The organism is Gammaproteobacteria bacterium (genome assembly GCA_030949385.1).
Lineage (GTDB): Bacteria > Pseudomonadota > Gammaproteobacteria > JAUZRS01 > JAUZRS01 > JAUZRS01.
In genome coordinates, this window is record JAUZSP010000005.1 from 25,066 (window position 1) to 44,223 (window position 19,158).

The 19,158-nt window shown below is 49.5% G+C and carries 19 protein-coding genes; 10 read left to right on the plus strand and 9 right to left on the minus strand.

All coding sequences use genetic code 11. The annotated features are described in order from the left end of the window. Window positions 1-23 precede the first annotated feature (23 nt). The 5 genes from Q9O24_06960 to Q9O24_06980 form a co-directional block, all read right to left on the minus strand. Window positions 24-950: a hypothetical protein gene (locus Q9O24_06960; protein MDQ7074884.1), complete on the minus strand. Its 927-nt coding sequence runs from the start codon at window positions 948-950 to the stop codon at window positions 24-26. Window positions 951-1,034: 84 nt separating this feature from the next. After that, on the minus strand, window positions 1,035-2,519 hold the full coding sequence (locus Q9O24_06965; GenBank protein ID MDQ7074885.1) for an outer membrane protein transport protein: 1,485 nt from the start codon (window positions 2,517-2,519) through the stop codon (window positions 1,035-1,037). Between the two features lie 303 nt (window positions 2,520-2,822). Next, window positions 2,823-3,305, minus strand: a complete 483-nt coding sequence (locus tag Q9O24_06970; GenBank protein MDQ7074886.1) for a DsrE/DsrF/DrsH-like family protein — start codon at window positions 3,303-3,305, stop codon at window positions 2,823-2,825. Window positions 3,306-3,380: 75 nt separating this feature from the next. After that, on the minus strand, window positions 3,381-3,611 hold the full coding sequence (locus Q9O24_06975; protein ID MDQ7074887.1) for a sulfurtransferase TusA family protein: 231 nt from the start codon (window positions 3,609-3,611) through the stop codon (window positions 3,381-3,383). A 127-nt stretch (window positions 3,612-3,738) separates the two neighbouring features. Beyond that, window positions 3,739-4,059: a rhodanese-like domain-containing protein gene (locus Q9O24_06980; GenBank protein MDQ7074888.1), complete on the minus strand. Its 321-nt coding sequence runs from the start codon at window positions 4,057-4,059 to the stop codon at window positions 3,739-3,741. A 169-nt stretch (window positions 4,060-4,228) separates the two neighbouring features. Between Q9O24_06980 and Q9O24_06985 the strand changes: the two genes are divergently transcribed. The 9 genes from Q9O24_06985 (at window position 4,229) to Q9O24_07025 (ending at window position 12,191) form a co-directional block, all read left to right on the plus strand. Beyond that, window positions 4,229-5,680, plus strand: coding sequence for a M48 family metalloprotease (locus Q9O24_06985; GenBank protein MDQ7074889.1), 1,452 nt, complete (start codon window positions 4,229-4,231; stop codon window positions 5,678-5,680). 183 nt (window positions 5,681-5,863) lie between these two features. Then, a complete protein-coding gene (gene soxY, locus Q9O24_06990) occupies window positions 5,864-6,334 on the plus strand; it encodes a thiosulfate oxidation carrier protein SoxY (protein ID MDQ7074890.1) in 471 nt (156 codons plus the stop codon). Between the two features lie 27 nt (window positions 6,335-6,361). Then, window positions 6,362-6,670, plus strand: coding sequence for a thiosulfate oxidation carrier complex protein SoxZ (gene soxZ, locus Q9O24_06995; GenBank protein MDQ7074891.1), 309 nt, complete (start codon window positions 6,362-6,364; stop codon window positions 6,668-6,670). Window positions 6,671-6,782: 112 nt separating this feature from the next. Next, the gene (uvrB, locus tag Q9O24_07000) at window positions 6,783-8,795 is read left to right on the plus strand and encodes an excinuclease ABC subunit UvrB (protein ID MDQ7074892.1); all 2,013 of its coding nucleotides are present in this window, start codon (window positions 6,783-6,785) and stop codon (window positions 8,793-8,795) included. Further along, window positions 8,795-9,409 (plus strand): paraquat-inducible protein A, encoded by a 615-nt coding sequence (locus tag Q9O24_07005; protein MDQ7074893.1) that lies wholly within the window; start codon window positions 8,795-8,797, stop codon window positions 9,407-9,409. The genes uvrB and Q9O24_07005 overlap by 1 nt, the downstream gene beginning before the upstream one ends. Then, window positions 9,382-10,014 (plus strand): paraquat-inducible protein A, encoded by a 633-nt coding sequence (locus tag Q9O24_07010; GenBank protein ID MDQ7074894.1) that lies wholly within the window; start codon window positions 9,382-9,384, stop codon window positions 10,012-10,014. The genes Q9O24_07005 and Q9O24_07010 overlap by 28 nt, the downstream gene beginning before the upstream one ends. Further along, entirely contained in the window at window positions 10,004-11,299 is a 1,296-nt protein-coding gene (locus tag Q9O24_07015; protein ID MDQ7074895.1) for an MlaD family protein, read from the plus strand. Before Q9O24_07010 ends, Q9O24_07015 begins: the two co-directional genes overlap by 11 nt. Window positions 11,300-11,308: 9 nt before the next feature. Then, window positions 11,309-11,908, plus strand: coding sequence for a PqiC family protein (locus tag Q9O24_07020; protein MDQ7074896.1), 600 nt, complete (start codon window positions 11,309-11,311; stop codon window positions 11,906-11,908). A gap of 85 nt (window positions 11,909-11,993) precedes the next feature. Continuing rightward, complete coding sequence (locus Q9O24_07025; GenBank protein ID MDQ7074897.1) at window positions 11,994-12,191, plus strand: hypothetical protein; 198 nt, start codon at window positions 11,994-11,996, stop codon at window positions 12,189-12,191. Between the two features lie 105 nt (window positions 12,192-12,296). Here the strand turns inward: Q9O24_07025 and Q9O24_07030 are convergent, their stop codons facing one another. From Q9O24_07030 to Q9O24_07040, 3 genes are all read right to left on the minus strand, one after another. Then, on the minus strand, window positions 12,297-15,704 hold the full coding sequence (locus Q9O24_07030; protein MDQ7074898.1) for a cytochrome c3 family protein: 3,408 nt from the start codon (window positions 15,702-15,704) through the stop codon (window positions 12,297-12,299). A gap of 311 nt (window positions 15,705-16,015) precedes the next feature. Beyond that, window positions 16,016-16,504, minus strand: coding sequence for a DUF4375 domain-containing protein (locus Q9O24_07035; protein MDQ7074899.1), 489 nt, complete (start codon window positions 16,502-16,504; stop codon window positions 16,016-16,018). Further along, complete coding sequence (locus Q9O24_07040) at window positions 16,492-16,803, minus strand: hypothetical protein (GenBank protein MDQ7074900.1); 312 nt, start codon at window positions 16,801-16,803, stop codon at window positions 16,492-16,494. The genes Q9O24_07035 and Q9O24_07040 overlap by 13 nt, the downstream gene beginning before the upstream one ends. A 153-nt stretch (window positions 16,804-16,956) precedes the next feature. Here Q9O24_07040 and Q9O24_07045 point away from each other — a divergent pair, with 153 nt between their 5' ends. Continuing rightward, window positions 16,957-18,792 (plus strand): trypsin-like serine protease, encoded by a 1,836-nt coding sequence (locus Q9O24_07045; protein MDQ7074901.1) that lies wholly within the window; start codon window positions 16,957-16,959, stop codon window positions 18,790-18,792. A 9-nt stretch (window positions 18,793-18,801) separates the two neighbouring features. Here the strand turns inward: Q9O24_07045 and Q9O24_07050 are convergent, their stop codons facing one another. Further along, the gene (locus Q9O24_07050) at window positions 18,802-19,158 is read right to left on the minus strand and encodes a hypothetical protein (GenBank protein MDQ7074902.1); all 357 of its coding nucleotides are present in this window, start codon (window positions 19,156-19,158) and stop codon (window positions 18,802-18,804) included.

A 19,158-nucleotide genomic window follows, 5' to 3' on the forward strand; every position in this document is an offset into this window, starting at 1 on the left:
AATACGATAAAATCAGGATTTCACTAATAATCGCTCTCAGCCGCCTTGACACCTGCAACGGCTTGCAACGCGCGCTCAATCGCAGGCGGACTCTCCATAATTTTCATGAAGCTGTTATCCCCCATCATGTTCAGATCAGGAAAGCTGATCGCAATACGAAAACGGGCGTGCAGAGCTTCTGCTTGTTTGCCGTTCACCAAAATTTCATAAGGCAGATGCGCAGCACTGCTGAGCTTTTCAAAGTCAACCACACTCATAATAAAAGCATCATCACTGTATTTATCTCCCTTTGCGCCCTTCTGCATTGCCACCCCAAACAGCACTTGATCACGACCAGGAATCTCAACTCGATACAGCATCGAAACACCCGCAGTCTTGGCTTTTAGCCCCTTATCAATCTGCGCCACAGCGGCCTCAAACGAAACAAACTCAGCCAGCTCATAAGGCTCGTCAAAATATTCCATACCAAAGGTGTAGTGATAGCCGCGCAGATCATCGGCAGTCAAACCCTTAGCACCAAAAGGCTCCCCCGCCCCCAGAGCATCAGCCAAAGCTTTTGAGACCCCCGCCAAATCGCTCTCCAATTGATAGGCGTTCGCCCAATAAACAGGATTGGTATACGCCACTTCAATCTTATCAGCACGCTTGACCAATGAGACCCGCTGCACCGCTGCATACGCACCTCGTTTCGTGGCAGCAGCCGCTTTTTTCAGTTCATCACTGCTGACCAAAACCAACTGCACACCATCATAAGATGCGTACGTTCCCACCACTTCAAAACCGGCACCCTGCAACGCTTTCTCAGTCGCAGCAGTAGCCTCTTGCAGAGAACCACCGGCGGCATTGGCCAAAATAAACGGTTTTAATTTTTCTGCCGCCAACACGGACTGTGCACCAACCAACATGAACAGGGCAAAAATAACCCGATAAAACGGCTGTATTCTCTTCATTTTAATTTTCTCTAAATTTGATTTTACCCATTTGAAAAGGGCTGACACAAAGGTCAGCCTCTACAAATAGACACTTGAACCCTTCTACAAACTGTGGCTGTACATAATCTGAAAATTGGCCTGCGCATGTTTGGAGGTCACACCACTGTCGCCCACTGCGGTCACATCCGGTGCAATGGCCATAGAAGCGCTCAAATCACTTGCCGGAGTCAAAGCCAGAGTAAAACCGGCGGTGTAATGATTCTCAACAATGGCTGGAAAAAGCGGATTCAAAGTTGAATTGGGCACAGGATTACTGGCAATATTCATCCCCGCACGAATGGTCAAGGCCGGCCCCATTTTAAACGCACCGCCCAATTGAATCACGGTCTGATCTTCCCATTTTTGGAACAGCTCTAGATCCATAACCTGACCGGCAAAACCCGCCGCCAATGGATTCGCTTGGTTTGCATCAGAGGTAAACTGCATACGGAAACTGTCCATCACACCAGACCAATAAATCTGTTTGATGTCTGCGGCCAACATCACCGCAGGACTTACTTTCAGGGCTGCACCCACACCCAAGGTAGCAGGCCACTGAAAATCAACAACACTGATTTTACCACTGACAGGCACGTTCACTGTTGAGTAGGTGCCAGCCAAAGTACCTATTCCCGTTTGCGGGTTAAAATTCCCATTCACAATAGCATCATTGAAATTAGCATCCATAGTCAAAGATGCGTTACTGGTTTCTAAATCACCCATATTGGTTTTAGTATGGAAGGTCGCGCCAAAGGTTAGGCCACTGCTGGCTTTAAAGGTCAGTCCCAGCTTGGCACCGAAACCGGTACCCATTGCTTCACCGCTAAAATCACTGTCATTGGAAAAATCAAAACGCACTTTTTGCACTGGGTTAGCAGGGTTTAAAACACTTGCACCAATGGAACCCACAAAGGAATTAACCAAACTACCTGAGGCAGTACCCGCATTATTGGCCTTACCTGGCATAAAGTCATCAAACTGCCGTCCATTCATGGCCATTTTCAGATCCATGCCCGCCCAGACAAAATCCAAGGAGCCACCCACGCTGAGCTGATGATTGACCTGAAAAGAGAGTGGGGCCATCAAACGACCCACACCCACTTCAGAACGCACCCCATCATCTAAAAGAGTAGTGTTTGCTGTAGCTAAGAAAGAATCTTTTGCATACTCAGTCCCCATTCCCCCTTGGCTGTACAGAGCCACACCGTAACTAAGCTGACCTTGCTTGGTGACCCAACCTGCCCCTGGCATTAGATAGGAGGTACCTGTTGAATCGGCCTGTGGTGCGCCAGCCGAAACCGTTGGGTTTAAAAAACCAAGCGTAACGTCCAGACGACTTTCACCATCACTCATCAAAGACAAAGTAGCAGGGTTATTCATTGAAGCAGCTGAACCGTTATCGTAGGCCATCGAAGCCCCACCCATTCCGGTCGCCTCAGGGCCATATCCTTCCAAGTTCATGCCATTGGTAGCTAACGCAGCCGTAGGGGCAACTAAAATGGCCAAAACAGCTGAAGAAAGTAACGAACGTCTGTATATCAAACTCATAATATCTACCCTGCGGTCTTTATAAAAATTGATTAGAACCCTTCCTTGTCTGTGTCTAATTGTTGCATTAAAACAACAAAAATGGCACTCCCATGCGGATAAGTTGACAAAAAAAAGCGACAGTGTCAAAACAATTGTCGTTTTTAACTGCAAATACACAATCAAGTCTTTGATACTGGGGTTTTCCATACCCTTCCTCCACATAAACAGAACAATTCCATACACAATGATTAGCCATAAAAAAACGCCAAGCTGCAGATGCAGGTTGGCGTTTTAAAGTGCAGAAAAATCCGCAGGGAAATTTTAGATATACAAACAGATGTCCGACTCACCGGCAAATTCAAAGAAGGTCGCTGCGCCACCGAACTCCAAGCCATCAACAAAATCAGCAGGGTTCATGTCAAACAGATCAACGGTCATCTGGCAAGCCACCATTCTCACTTCGGCTTCCTGACAGAGATCACGCAGCTCACCGACACTGGCGATGCCTTTGGCTTTCATTTTCTGCTTCATCAGGCCGGTCATAATGCTCTGCATACCAGGAATTGCGGTACCAATTACAGGGAACCATTTATCCATGCCCAAAGGCATTGGCATACCAGGATTACCCAAAGGGCTGACCTGCAATTTCAAATCTTTTTTCACCAACTGCAAACCGTAGAAGGTAAAGAAAATTTCAGTTTCATAACCCAAAGCCGCCGCGGTGGAAGCCAAGATGAAGGGAGGGTAAGCCCAATCGAGGGTGCCTTTTGTTGCAATAATCGCAAGCTTTTTTGCATCAGCCATAGTCGTTCCACCTTCTAAAAAAATAATTCAATACGGAAAAACAGCCGGTTAAATAACCGACTGCCTACAAAATGATTAAGACTTCTTAATCATAAAGATAAATTTGCCAGCCTCTTCACCAGAAGAGAGCAACTCATTACCTGTTTGTTTTGAAAATGCTTCAAAATCCTTAACCGAACCAGGATCGGTAGCAACAATGCGCAGCACTTGACCTGTAGACAGAGTACCCAACGCTTTCTTAGCACGCAAAATTGGCAGGGGACAGTTCAGTCCAGAGGCATCCAATTCTTGATCAAAATCAGCCATAATATTCATTCCCATTTATTTGTTATTAGCAAGCCGTGCTTGCATTTCATACCCAAAAAAAGCCCGACATTTATATGCGAATCGCTACCGAAACGCAAGTAGACCCCGTTTCGCCTAGGGATAACCCCTAGGAAGCAACGGGCAGACCACTTCGCACCCAAGCGATAATGCCGCCACGTAAATTATGTACATTATGATTACCATGATTCATCGTAAACGCACACGCTTGGGCAGAACGAGCACCGGTACGACAGTAAAACACTGTGGCAACCTCTTCATCTTTAAACTGATCAATCTGCAACGGCAGTAGATGCAGTGGCAGCTGTTCCGCATCAGGAAGCATGCCCTGAGCCATTTCAGCTGGGCTGCGCACATCTACTAAGCGCACCTGCTTGCCGCTTTGCAGCCACTCATTCAGTCCATTTGCATCAATTTCACTGATATTCAACCAAACCTCCATCTGCGCCATTGGCAATCAAAAAGTTAATCAGCATATTATTATATTCTATGCCGTTAAGGTCAACCCTTTTTATTACACCCCACCAATGGGGAACTTCGGGTAAACTGATAACGTCGGATAGCCACTTATAATCAGCTACGGAAAAACACCCCCTACCGTGATCAAACTGCACACCCTATTATTAAGCCTGCTCTGCTCTATCAGCCCGCCTCTTAACGCCGACAATCTACAACTGCCCCAGATGGGCGATCCCGTTGATCAAACCCTCTCACCACGGCAAGAACAGCTGCTTGGTGACGCTTTTATGAGTCAAATTCGCGCCAATAACGCCTTGATTGATGACCCCGAACTCAATTACTACTTACAAAACCTCGGCAACCGGCTTCTCAGCGCCAGTGCAAACGAAAACCGACCCTTCACCTTCTTTATAGTCAAAGCCTCTGCCATCAACGCCTTTGCCGCACCTGGGGGGTACATCGGTATTCACAGCGGATTAATGACCGAAACCCACAACGAAGCCCAATTGGCCGCCGTGCTGGCACATGAGATTGTCCATGTTCAGCAACGCCACATCGCACGCGCCCAAGCCGAGGCTTACAAATCCAGCCTCACCACCGCCGCCGCCTTTCTAGCCGCCCTCGTGCTTGGCAGCCAAGGCAAGACACAAGAGAGTCAAGCGGTGCTTTATGGCGGCTTGGCTGCCAGCCAACAACTGGCGATTAACTTCACCCGAGCCAATGAATACGAGGCAGATCGACTCGGCATTCACATATTGGTAAAAAGTAATTTTAACCCTAAAGCAATGGCGCAATTTTTTACAATCTTGCGACAAAAAAATGACCTCAGCAGCGACGAATTGCCCGAGTATCTGCGTACTCATCCGCTCAATAACGCCCGCATTGCCGAGGCCAAAAATCGCGCCGCAAACTACAGCAAATCACAACAGAAAACCGACAGTCTCAAGTTTCAACTGATGCGCATGCGATTACGGATCAAAACCAGCGAGGAACTGCCAACCTTAGTGGCCACCACTCGTCAAATGGCACTCTCCACAGCCGCCTCTCTAAATCAAGATGTCTGGAACTACGGCAGCGCCCTCGCCTTAGCACAACTGGACAAAGCAGAAGAGGGCTTGCTCTACCTGCAACCGCTACTGAAAAAAACACCAGAAAACATTCACTACCTGCTCGCCAGCGCGCAACTCGCCTCTGCCAGCAAGCAGATAAAACAGGCAGAGCAGCTCTTCTCGCAGCTGTTTGCCTTTTACCCTAATCACCATCCTGCGGTGATCGCTTACGCCCACCACTTGGAAAATAACGATCAGCCCAAAGCCGTGGTCGAGTTGTTACGCCGTCACCTCAGGGAGAGCTATCAATACACCTCCCAAGCTTACTCAATGTTGGCTCAAAACGAAAAAAAACTCGGCAACGACGTCGCCAGTAGAGCAGCACTGGCAGAATATTACGTCTACCAAGGCGAGCTAAAACAAGCCATAAAACAACTAAAGTGGGCCATTAAAGAATTGCCAAAAAACAGCCCTGATACACTTAGGATCAAGGTCAAAATCGAAACATTAGAGACAAAAAAAGCGGAGTTGGAACAAGAATAAGAAATAAAGAAATAAAGAAATAAAAAGCAGAGGGGAATGACATTTATCACTTGCACTTAACAATGCATTAAGTATGCTAGGGCGTCGTTAAGCATCAACTCAAAAAGTCGGCTTGATGTACCGTAAAGTTTATTAACAACCTCTAAAAACGCATTTCAACCCTTTTGGAGAGACAGAGACACCATGAACATAAAACGCAGAATCATGCTTAAAAAGACCCTTGCGGGCAGCGCCATCGCTGTTGCAGCCAGTGCCGGTTTATTGGCTCCACGTGCCGTATTGGCCTCCTTCCCAGTCGATGCTTTCAAAGCTAAGAGCGTTGAAGACGCCATGAAAGCCGCCTTTGGCAGCGACGACAGCAGCGAGTCCAGCGACATCACGCTTAAAGCGCCCGATATTGCAGAAAACGGTGCCGTGGTGCCCATCACCATCACCACCTCGCTGGAAAACATTGAGTCCATCAGCATCATCGCCGCCAAAAACAGCACCCCCCTGATCGCTTCACACCAAATGGGTGCCGGTACGAAAGGCTATGTTTCAACTCGAATCAAAATGGGCAAATCCTCAGATGTTATCGCAGTCGTAAAAGCAGGCGGTAAACTCTACACCAGCAAAAAAGAAGTCAAAGTCACCATCGGTGGTTGCGGCGGTTAATTGATCTAACATCTCAGGAGAAAACAGATGGCTTCTATTAAAATTCGCGCAAAAAACAAAGGCGGTGTCACCACAGTCAAGGCTCTCATGAGTCACCCTATGGAAACTGGCCTGCGCAAAAACAAAAAAACCGGTGAGATGATCCCCGCTCACCACATCACCGAAGTCGTTGCGGTCATCGAAGGCAAAACCGTCTTCACCGCCAACTGGAGTGGTGCTGTTTCCAAAAACCCTTACCTCTCTTTCAAAGTAGACGGCGCTAAGGGCGACAAAGTGAAACTGAGCTGGATAGACAACAAAGGTGGAAGCGATTCCATCGAAAAAACCGTGAAGTAAATACACCACTTCCGTGTTTAAAAAATAGCCAGCCTACGCTGGCTATTTTTTTGTCCGTCAACCGCCGCAAAAAATCGTACACTCAACAGACGTTAATCTTGAAAGATCACTAATGTCAAAAAAATTCCAACTTGCCGACACCTTTGCCCCTGCGGGAGATCAACCACAGGCCATTCGTAAACTGACCGAAGGGCTGGACGACGGTCTGCTCTGTCAAACTCTGCTCGGCGTGACCGGTTCGGGTAAAACCTTCACCATCGCCAATTTAATTCGAGATCGCCAGCGCCCCACCTTGATTCTCGCTCCTAATAAAACCTTGGCCGCACAACTCTACGGTGAAATGAAAGCCTTTTTCCCTCACAACGCCGTTGAATATTTTGTCTCCTATTACGATTATTACCAACCGGAAGCCTATCTGGCGGCCTCCGACACCTTTATTGAAAAAGACGCTTCCATCAACGAACACATCGAACAGATGCGCCTCAGCGCCACCAAAGCCCTAATGGAACGACGCGACACCATTATTATTGCCAGCGTCTCTGCCATTTACGGTTTGGGTGATCCTGAATCCTATCTAAAAATGCTGCTGCATCTGGTCAGAGGTGACCGCATTGATCAACGTGCCGTTTTGCGCCGCTTGGCTGAATTGCAGTACACCCGCAACGACATGGCCTTCAGTCGTGGCACCTATCGCGTGCGCGGTGAAGTGATCGACATCCATCCCGCCGACTCAGAAAAAGAGGCCGTGCGCATCGAGCTGTTTGATGACGAAGTGGAGCAGATTAGCCTGTTTGATCCGCTTACCGGCGAGATTTTACAACGTCTGCCCCGCATCACGGTCTACCCCAAAAGCCACTACGTAACCCCACGCGCGGTGTTGCTGGAAGCCATTAAACACATTCGCGTTGAGCTAAAAGAGCATTTAGAGCTGTTACGAGAGCAAGATAAATTGGTCGAAGCGCAGCGACTGCAACAGCGCACCGAATACGATCTGGAAATGATCCAAGAGCTGGGTTACTGCTCGGGGATCGAAAATTACTCCCGTTATCTCTCCGGTCGAACTCCTGGTGAACCACCGCCCTGTTTTTTTGATTATCTGCCTGAAGATGCCCTGTTGGTAATCGACGAGAGTCACGTCACCATTCCGCAACTGGGCGCGATGTACAAAGGCGACCGCTCACGCAAAGAAAACTTGGTCAATTACGGTTTTCGTCTGCCCTCAGCGCTAGACAATCGGCCGCTAAAATTCGAAGAATTTCAGCGCCAAATGCCACAAGCGATTTTTGTCTCCGCCACCCCAGGCAATTACGAAGCCGAACACAGCGACCAAGTGGTGCAACAAGTGGTGCGTCCCACAGGGTTGTTAGATCCGGTGGTCGAGGTACGTCCCGTCGAGACTCAAGTGGATGATGTTCTGTCAGAGATCAACAAACGCGCCGCGATCAACGAACGGGTCTTGATCACCACCCTAACCAAACGCATGTCGGAAGACCTGACGGATTATCTCAGCGAACACGGTGTGCGCGTACGTTACCTGCACTCGGACATCGAAACCGTCGAACGGGTGGAGATCATCCGCGACCTGCGGCTAGGCAAATTTGATGTCTTGGTCGGGATTAACTTGCTACGGGAAGGCCTGGATATGCCCGAGGTCTCACTGGTGGCGATTTTGGATGCGGACAAAGAAGGTTTTCTGCGTTCCGAACGCTCTCTGATTCAGACCATTGGCCGTGCCGCTCGCAACCTCAATGGCCGCGCCATTCTCTACGGCGACCGTATCACCAACTCAATGCAGAAAGCCATTTCCGAGACTGAACGACGACGCATCACCCAACAAGAGTTCAATACAAAACACAACATCACCCCACGAGGAATCAAAAAAGCCATCATTGATGTAATGGAAGGCGCACGCCCAGGCGGGCCTGATACACCGGAGCACTTCGCTAAAATAGCCGAGGATGTGGCCAAATACGCTAAGCTAACGCCCAAACAGTTGGCGGCACAGCTGAAAAAGCTGGAAAAACAGATGTTCAAACACGCTCAGGAGTTGGAATTTGAAGAGGCAGCCAAGGTGCGTGATGAGTTGGAATTGTTGCGCGAAAAAGCCTTGGTCTCCGTAGGTTGATGGCTCTCGAACATTTAGTCGCCTGCCACGAATGCGATCTGTTGCACCATCGGCGCACCTTGGCCAACGGCAGCACCGCACGTTGCCGCCGTTGTCGCGCCGTGCTTTATCGGCAAGTGGATGGCGTAAAAAATCTAGAGCAGCTTTTGGCCTTGACGGTGGCAGCATTGATACTTTATGTTGCCGCCAATGTGTTGCCTTTTTTGGCGCTTGACCTCAACGGTCAGCAGCAACACATTTCTCTGGTGTCAGGCGTACTGGCGCTCTTTTCTGGCGGCATGTGGATTTTGGCCTGTTTTGCTTTTGTGTTGATTTTGCTGGTGCCGCTGCTGCGTCTGCTCTCTCTTTTATCTCTGCTCTGGATGGTACGCCGTGGCCACCGCTTGAAAGGCCACCTGAAACTGTTTCATCTGCTGGAATGGCTGCGCCCATGGAGCATGATGGAAATCTATCTGCTCGGGGCGCTGGTGACGATGGTGAAACTCGCCTCTGTCGCCACCTTGCTGCTGGGGGCGGCTTTTTGGGCCTTTGCTGCTCTGATTGTCATCAGCAGTTGGATCTCGTCTCGTTACGATGGGGAGCACTTATGCCAAGCATTGAATCGAATTCGTTAACCGCTCGACAAGCGGGTCTGTTGCGCTGCCACTCCTGTGGTCAATTGCATCCAGTGGAGACCCAAAACCGCTGTAGCCGCTGTGAAGCACAACTGCATCAGCGCAAACCCAACAGTGTGCAACGTTCTTGGGCCTGGTTACTCGCAGCCATAATTCTTTATATTCCGGCTAATTTAATGCCGATGATGCAGAGCGAACTTCTGGGGCAAGTGCAACAGAGCACCATTATGAGCGGCGTTTTGGAGCTGGTGGCACACGGCTCGTTACTGGTTGCGACGGTGGTGTTTGTCGCCAGTATTTTGGTACCGGTGCTGAAATTTATGGCGCTGCTCTATCTGCTGCTCTCCATTCAGCGCCGTTCGCCTCGGCGCTTGCGCGAGAAGATGCGCCTCTATCGTTTGGTGGAGCTGGTGGGGCGCTGGTCAATGGTGGATGTGTTTGTGGTGGCGCTGTTGGCCGCCTTGGTACAGATGGGCGCAGTGGCGCAGATTGCCCCTGGCCCCGCCGCTTCTGCCTTTGCCGCCACGGTGGTGATGAGCATGTTATCGGCGTTGGCCTTAGACCCACGCCTTATTTGGGATCGAGTGGAAAAATATGAACCCTGAAGACATTGCAGAACCGATGATTGATTCAACCGCACACCATCAACGCCTCTCTCTGGTCTGGCTGGTTCCGATTGTGGCCGCGCTGCTGGGATTGTGGTTGGCGTATCAACACTTCACCCAGCTCGGCCCCAGAATCACCCTCACCTTTGAGAGTGCGCAAGGTTTGAAAGCGGGCAAAACCGAGATCAAATACCGTGATGTTTCCGTTGGTAAGGTAGAAAAGGTCTTTCTCGATAAAGGTCTGGAGCGAGTACGGGTGATCGCTCGAATGGTGGTCGGTTTTGATGAATACCTCACCGAAAACAGCCGCTTTTGGGTCAAACGCCCCAGAGTGGGCGCAGGCGGCATCTCAGGTTTAAGTACCCTTGTTTCGGGTGCCTATATTCAGGTTGATCCGGTACGTGAAGGCGACTATCGAGAATTTTTTCATGGCCTTGAAGAGCCGCCACTGCGACGCAACAACGCCGCCGGTCTGCGGCTGGCCGTCAGCGCTGAGCAGGCGGGATCGGTGCAGGTCGGCTCGCCGGTTTATTACCGTCAAGTTCAGGTGGGGCAAGTTGAAGCGCGCCGCTTTAGCGATGATTACCAACAAGTGGAGTTTGATCTTTTTATTGAAGCACCACACCACCGCTTAATTACCTCTAATAGCCGTTTTTGGAACGTCAGTGGCCTAGAGGTGACACTCGACAGCAGCGGTGTCAGCGTACAGATGGAGTCCCTTGAGTCGCTGGTTTATGGCGGCATCGCTTTCGCAGAGTTAGGCCAACAGGTAACGGATAAAAAAATCATTAACGGTGAGCGTTTCAGCCTTTTTTCCAATCGTGCTGCCGCCTCCGCAGCGGAACCAAGCGATAAAAAAGAAGAACCCAGCATGATCGACGGGCTGCAACAGCAGTTGGATAAATTGTTAAAAAAGTTTAATGATCTGCCTCTGGAACCGCTACTGAAAACCAGCACCGAGACCTTACGCACCTTGGGGGTCACGCTGAAAGAGATGCAGTTACCAAAATTAAGCAGCAGCGCAAATCACACCTTTAAAAATATGAATGTTTTGCTGCAAAGCTCGGAGGTACGGCGTCTACCTACCGATCTAAGAGCAATGATTAGACAACTCAATAAAACCTTGTTGAGCACAGAACACAGCATGAAAGAACTCTCTCCAGACTCCAATCTTTATCTGGAAATGAGCAATACGTTGGTGGAGCTGCAAGAAGCGTCACGCGCGGTACAGGATTTTGTTGATGGTTTAGAGCAAAAACCCAACTCGCTTATTTTTGGTCGTTAAGGATTTTTTATGTCTTTTTTTAGAAAAAAAATCCGCGTGATTTTTTTATTAAGTTCTGTTTTTTTCAACGGCTGCGCCATTGATCTTCATCAACACTATTTACTTTCGGCAATCACACCGACAAACACTCTTAAAAATAGAGCGACCCCATTATTACTGATATTAAAACCGTTGGAATTACCAAATTACGTTAAACAAGCGCAAATTTTAACCCGTGAACAAGGCAGCAGCGTGTCGCTATCCAAAAGCAACCTCTGGGCAGAGCCGATGATCAATGGCGTTGAGCGGGTTCTAATACAAGACTTAGCACAACGCATTGAAGGTGAGGTGTTGCCTTATGCACAACGTCTGCAAGCAAAAAAGATCGACTATTTTATCTTAGTCAGCATCAGCGATTTTATCGGCACACTCGGGCAAGAAGCGCTGCTGTCGGTGCAGTGGCAAATTTTGGATGGCAAACGCCAAAAGACATTGCGTTTTAAACGCCAAACCTATCGAGAAACCTTGTCTGATTACACCTATGAAACCTTGGTGATGGCACAGAGCCGTCTGTTGGCGAGTTTGAGCGACGATCTGGCGCAGGCGGTTGTTCGGCTTGCGGATGAATAGAGCAAAGATAAAAATATCGTAACACCCAGCACAAAAGAAATGTATTGACTCATGCTATATTAATCCGATGATGATTATCCTATGGATGCTGACGCTGATTGTACTGGGAATTTGGTTTGGAATCGGCTGCCTACTGGCCGGTATTTCAGGCGTGATTTCAGGCGCAGCGATTGGAGTTGTTCTGTGGTGGTTAACGCCATCACTGAAAAGCTTTGATGATTACAAAATCGACAACTCGTTAAATGCATTTCAACAGCCGTTATCAACGCGGTACAAAAAATAGTGCTGTCTCAAAAACACTCGTATTTAAAACTGCTACCAAAAATCACACCCAAAAAAGCCGGAGAAACTCCGGCTTTTTTACTTCATTTAAACAAACAAGCTCAGATCAATCAAAGCCATTATCTGTCACCCGATGCTCCCCAAAACGCTGCTTGAGAATCGTGCCGTTGGCGTTGTACTCATGACACGCACCACTGCAATCTCGTAACTCACTCACCGAGTACTTGGTGTTTGGCGTTTTTTGATGCTCGCTGGCATCGTAATCATTCGCATGACAGGCCGCACAATCAGGTTGATACGCTGGAAAACGCCACGGAATCTGCTCGCTGTTACTGATGTGACAATCTCGACACGCCAACCCGCCACGATGATCCCCAGGATAACTGGAAGTGGTGTGGCGGAAGGTCAAGCGAGATGACCAGCGTGTGGTGGTATGGCAACTGTCGCACTGCGCCGTGGTGACAAAATGACGACTGCCCTGCCCCGTGGCTGTCACGCCGTTGTGACAGGTTGAACAACGCCCCGCTGCGTTTTCATGGTTAAAGCCGCTGGTCTGCCAACTGCCTGGGCTGTGGCAGGTGTCGCACTGGGCGTTGGTGGGCAGATGATTGTTCGGTTTGCCGGTGGCATTTGTGCCGTTGTGACAGGTTGAACACGTACCGCTGACGTTGCTGTGATCAAAACGACCACTGCCCCAACCGCCACTGGGCGAATGACAGGTTTCACAACCGGCATTGGTAATAATATGATCTGCCGGTTTACCCTCAGCCACGGTACCGTTATGGCAATTAGCACAACTGCCCGTCACCTCATTATGATCCACTCGCGTCACCGGACTCCAGTTGCCTGGGGTATGGCACGCCTCACAACGATTGCTGCTGCTGATGTGTGAACGGCTTTTACCCGAAGTGGAAACGCCGTTATGACAACTGGAACAATTGTTGGTCACAGTGCTGTGATCGAAAGTACCCGTATCCCAACCGCCCGGTTTATGACAGGTTTCACAATCGTTACCGGCGGTAATGTGATTGGCCGACTTGCCCATCGCAATCACCCCATTATGGCAACTGAAACAGTTGCCCAACACGTCGTTATGATTGACCCGCGTCACGGGTGTCCAACGACCAGGGGTGTGGCATGACTCACAATTGTTACTGGTACTGGCATGAGCCTGATGTTTGCCTTGCGCATTAACCCCGTTGTGACAACTGAAACAATTGCCTGTGATGTTGGAGTGATCGACGCTGCCCGACGACCAACTGTCGGTCGTGTGGCAATCGCCGCAGTTGTTGCTACTGGCAATGTGGTTGGCTTTTTTGCCTTTCGCAATCACACCGTTATGGCACGTGGAGCAAGAACCGTTAATTTGGCTGTGATCCACTTTCGATACATTATCCCAACTGCCTGGCACATGGCAGGCTTCACAGACGTTGCTGCTGGCAATATGGCGGCTGTTTTTGCCCTCTGCCTGCGTACCGTTGTGGCAACTGCTGCAATTGCTGCTGACCGTGCTGTGATCAAACTGCCCCGCCGACCAATCGACGGTGTTATGGCAGGTCTGGCAGTCATTACCTGAGGTGATGTGGTTGGCTTTTTTGCCCATCGCAATGGTGCCGTTGTGGCAGGTAAAACAGCTGCCCATCACCGCAGCGTGATCCACTCGACTCACCTGCCCCCAACCGCTGGGGGTATGACAGCTCTCGCAACTGTTGCGACTGCTGATGTGATCCACCGATTTTCCGGTGGCGGTCACTCCGTTGTGGCAACTGGCGCAGTTGTCCACCACACCGCTGTGATTGAAGTTGGCCGTCGCCCAACTGCTGGGCGTATGGCAACTGTCACAGGCCTGATTGGTGACCAAATGGCTCCGTGTCTTGCCGCGCGCCGTGGTGCCGTTATGGCAACTGGCACAACTGCCCTGCACCTCGTTGTGATCGACGGTTTTGGCCGGTGACCAGATGCCTGCGGTATGGCAACTCTCACAGCGGTTGCTGCTGCTGATGTGACTGCGAGATTTTCCAGTGGCCTTATTGCCGTCGTGACAACTGACACAACTGCCGCTGACGTTGGCGTGATTGAAGCTGGTGGAAGACCAATTCACCGGCGTATGACAGCTTTCACAATCGTTGCCGGTGGTGATGTGCGAGGCCGATTTACCCGTCGCCGTGCTGCCGTTATGGCAACTGGCACAGCTGCCAATTACCTCGTTGTGATCCACGCCACTGACCGGCGCCCATTGCGCTCCCGCTCGATGGCAACTCTCACAACGGCTGCTTGTATTAATGTGTTTTGTCGATTTACCACTGGCGTTGCTGCCGTTGTGACAACTGGTGCAGTTGCTGGTGACGTTGTTGTGATTAAAGCTGCCCGAAGACCAACCGCTGGTGCTGTGGCAACTCTCACAATCGTTGCCACTGGTGATGTGTTGGGCGCTTTTTCCCGTTGCCTGAACGCCGTTATGACAGCTGGCACACGAGCCTCTTAAACCACGGTGATCAAAGGTGGTGCTCCAACTGCCGGTGTTGTGGCAACTCTCACAATCACTGCCACTGACAATATGTCGCGCCGATTTGCCATTGGCAATGCTGCCGTTATGACAACTGACACAAGAACCGGCAATCTGGGCGTGATCCATGGTGCGAATCGGCACCCAACCCACAGGCGTGTGGCACGATTCACAGCTGTTGCTGCTGCGCACATGACTGCTCGATTTACCGCTGGCGCGAGCACCGTTGTGGCAACTGGCACAGCTACCACTGATGCCAACGTGGTTAAAATTCGACAGCTTCCAGCTACTGGTACTATGACAAGTTTCACAATTATCACTGCTGACAATGTGATTGGAGCGCTTTCCTACGGCGGTGAAAGAGTTGTGGCACTGCACACAATCACCCACAACATCCGCATGGGTAAAGTTGGCCGCCCAACCGCTGGTGCTGTGGCAGCTCTCACAATTATTGCTGCTGGGAATGTGTAAGGAGCGTTTTCCGGTGGCCACAGTGCCGTTATGGCAGCTGGCACAGCTGCCTTTAACGTTGTCGTGATCAACCTTGCCGCGCACCCGCCAAGAGAGGGAGTTATGGCAGGATTCACAGTTTTCACTGCTGTTGATGTGTTGTTTTGACTTACCCGTCGCCTTCACATTGTTATGGCAACTGGAACAGGCCTCAGTAACGTTTTTATGGTTAAAGCGCACATCGGACATACGGGTGGTGGTGTGGCACTCTTCACAACTCGCATCCGTATCAATGTGGCGTGAATGTTTGCCCACGGCCAAAATACCGTTGTGACAACCCGCACATTGGGTTGGCGTACCTTTAAAGACCCCGCGCACATGACAGGTTTCGCAATCCACTGTCAGATGGGTTCCGCTAAGAGGAAAACTGGTGTTCCAGTGATCAAATTTCTCTTTGACTGCACCCTGCACCACCGCAGGAGAGAGCCATAAAAACAGCAGCAATAAGCTGCTAAACAGACCCGCACTTGCACGCACTCGATGATCTTGTTTCCACATAAAACCACGCTCCCAGCGACGGATCATCCTTATCCTGAGTTGTTCCCAATTCAATTTATTTTCCACTTTACATCCCTATCCATTTTAATTAAGTGATCGATTGTGCATTTTAATGGCACAACAATGGATCAACCGAAACAAACTGCCACTATTTTACAACTGCAATCAAAACACAACCCTTTTTAGACCGTTTTAGACAACCACAAGACCGATGGACGGCTTAATATGAAGGGGTAGTTCTATAGCAGCTAAAAATGAGTTTTTCAAACGCTGTCAGTGAACTGGCTCACAAAAACAGAATAAACCCGTTTTTATCCAGTCTGAAGATAAACAACGATGCGCTGCCGTAAAATAGGCCGTTGCTGCAAAAATTGTTGATTCAACTTCAGCAAAACAGTGCGCTGTTTTTCGGTTAACTGCGCCAATAAACGCACTCGTTTTTCACGCTCCTCTGCTGGTGAACCGTTATAAACAATCGTCACTGATTCTAGCAGTAATTCTTTGATTTTCAGCGCTCCAATCGTTTGCAGATCCTGAAAAATCTGCTCGATCAGATCTGGATCAGAGATCAATAGGTAGTGCTGGAACCCTCCCTTTAGCACCATTTTTTCAAACCACCAAACACTCTGCACAACTGCCTCTTGCGCTTGCATCTGCTCTAATGTTAACTCTGAATCTGTGCTTTCAGGTTGCAAAAAATCCAGTGACGATACGGGTTCACCTGCCATCGAAGGCATCACTCCGACCAACAGTATCACCCAGACCAGAAGTCGCAGTGTCAGTGTCGTTATAATGGCCACAATTGAAGCCCTAAGACAATCGACACAACACCCACCACGGCAGACAAACCGAGCACAATCGCCAATAAAAGATCCATACCACTGGATTTCATCCGCTTGATGCCGATAAAAACCGAAATCGCGCTGATAATAAAAGCAAACTCGTTCATCAACAACAACATCAGCAAAGGCAGCCGTGACTCACCGGTAACATCCAATTCACGACCGCCCATCACCATCAACAACAACGACACCCCCAACAACAACCCGATATACGGAAAATTCGACTGTTTCATCACACCACCCAAGTCATTAAGCACAATCAAAAACCCAGCAACACACCTTGCCAGACAATAAAAATACACATTTTTCTCATAAAACAGAGTTTAAAAACAAGCCGATCTGATCTGGCTCACAGACAACAGAATTATAAACCCGTATCGTACTAAGACTTATCTACGGAGAGATTCAGAATGAAGCGCCGACACTCACGATTACTGCTGATTTTACTGCCCCTGCTGCTGCTTATTAACACCAGTCAGGCCGAACAGAAAGTCACGAATAGAATCGTCGGCGGCACCCCCTCCGTAGCAGGAGCCTACCCTTGGATGGTGAGCTTACAGGATAATTTTGGCCACTTCTGCGGCGGTTCACTGATCGCAGATCGTTGGGTACTCACCGCTGCACACTGCACATTCGATAACAATAACACCCCCCTTCCAGCAAGCCAATTGCACGTCGCCATTGGCATTAACACGCTCGACTCTGTCACCCCAAACCAACTTATCACCGTAAAAACCATCCACATACACCCCGATTACACCCACAATAGCGGCAGCGACAGTGACATCGCTTTATTAGAACTGTCACAAACAAGCAATCAAACACCAACGCTCACCGCCACACCGTCTTTAATGAACCAAATCGCCGTTGCCAGCCCCTTAAGAGTCATGGGCTGGGGAGTACTGCAAGAAAATGGGCGAGCCTCAAATACATTGCAAGAAGTCGATCTGCCCTTGGTCAGCCAAAACAGTTGCAATCAATCTTACGGCGGTGGCATCACCGACAACATGCTCTGCGCCGGTTTTGCTGCGGGTGGCAAAGACAGTTGCCAAGGTGACAGCGGCGGCCCGCTGTTGTATCAAAACAACGGTGTCTGGCATCAAGTAGGGGTGGTCAGTTTTGGCAATGGCTGTGCTCAAGCTGGATTCCCTGGTGTTTACACCCGCGTCGCCAATTACGAATCTTGGATAAAAGAGTTTGTCCAAGGCGTGCAACTGGAAGGCAGCACCGCCTTTGGCGTTATTCCACAACAAAGTTCCCCCGCCAGCAGCAGCCTTACCCTCAGAAACAACAGCAACGACAGCCAACAGATACAGAGCATCGGCCTCGATAATACCAGCGTGTTCAGCATCAGTCAGGATCTCTGTAGCGGTATCACCCTAGCCTCCGCTCAGAGCTGCACCCTCGCCTTAAATATGGACACCACAGCAGCAGGGAGACACACCGCCCAGCTCAGCATCAGCCTAAGCAACCTACTGCCTCCCATCAGCCGCCAGCTAAGCGGCACCATTGCTACCCCGATCAACTTCAATCCAGCCATTGATAATCTGGGATTAAATTGGTACCAAGCAGACGATACTCCATGGAAAAACGACAGCAGCGGCTTAAATGGCAACGCAGCTCTACGCAGCGGTACCATCAGCGATCAGCAAAGCAGCACCGTTGTCACCCAAATCAGCGGCCAAACTTCTTTCTCTTTTAACTGGAAAGTTTCATCAGAAAGAAGCTACGACCAACTGAGCTTGTATATTGATAATATTTTGATGGAAAGCATCAGCGGCACTCAGAGCTGGGCCAGTAAAAGTTATCCTCTTGATCTAAGTGAGCATATTATTGTATGGCGCTATACAAAAGATGCATCCATCTCGACCGGCGAAGATGCTGGCTGGATCAATCAGGTGAGCAACCAAGTTATCAGCCAATCCCCGCCCGTACTTAGTTTAATCGGTGCCAACCCGATGAACTTAAACCTCGGTGATCGTTATTTTGAACACGGTGCCAGCGCCATTGACAATGAAGACGGCGATCTCAGTAACAAAATTATAATCAGTGGCAGTGTCAACACCCAACAAACTGGAACCTACCTACTCACCTACCGTGTTAACGATTCTGCCGGCAATCAAGTCAGCCTACAACGTCGTGTGATTGTCACCAATAACAGTACAGCCATTGATGGCAGCGGTCTGCTCACTTGGCCCATATTGCTGTTCGGCTTTATTGGCCTATTTCTTTTAAAACGGCATTAAGAAACAACCTCAGGGGAGAGTCACCAAAGCGTACTCCCCTGATGCATTCACACCCATCCCCATCTCGCAGCTGCCCATCTGTTTAAGCACAACCAATTGCTGCAAAAATTGCAACCGAATGGCGCAATTTTTCTTGGTATTTTTATACTGCCCCTGTTCACCATCAAGGGTAAAGTTAGCCTCCAAATCCCCAGTGCGCCCCCTTTCTGAAACCGTCAACAATGAAAATGACCAGATACCCTCAGAAAATCGAATCTCCAAGTCACTGCTTTCATTACCATATATTCCCGTTTTATCACAATGATCCGCATACGCGATGGCAATAAACCCCATCGAAAACAACACCAAAGCCCATTTTTTAATCAC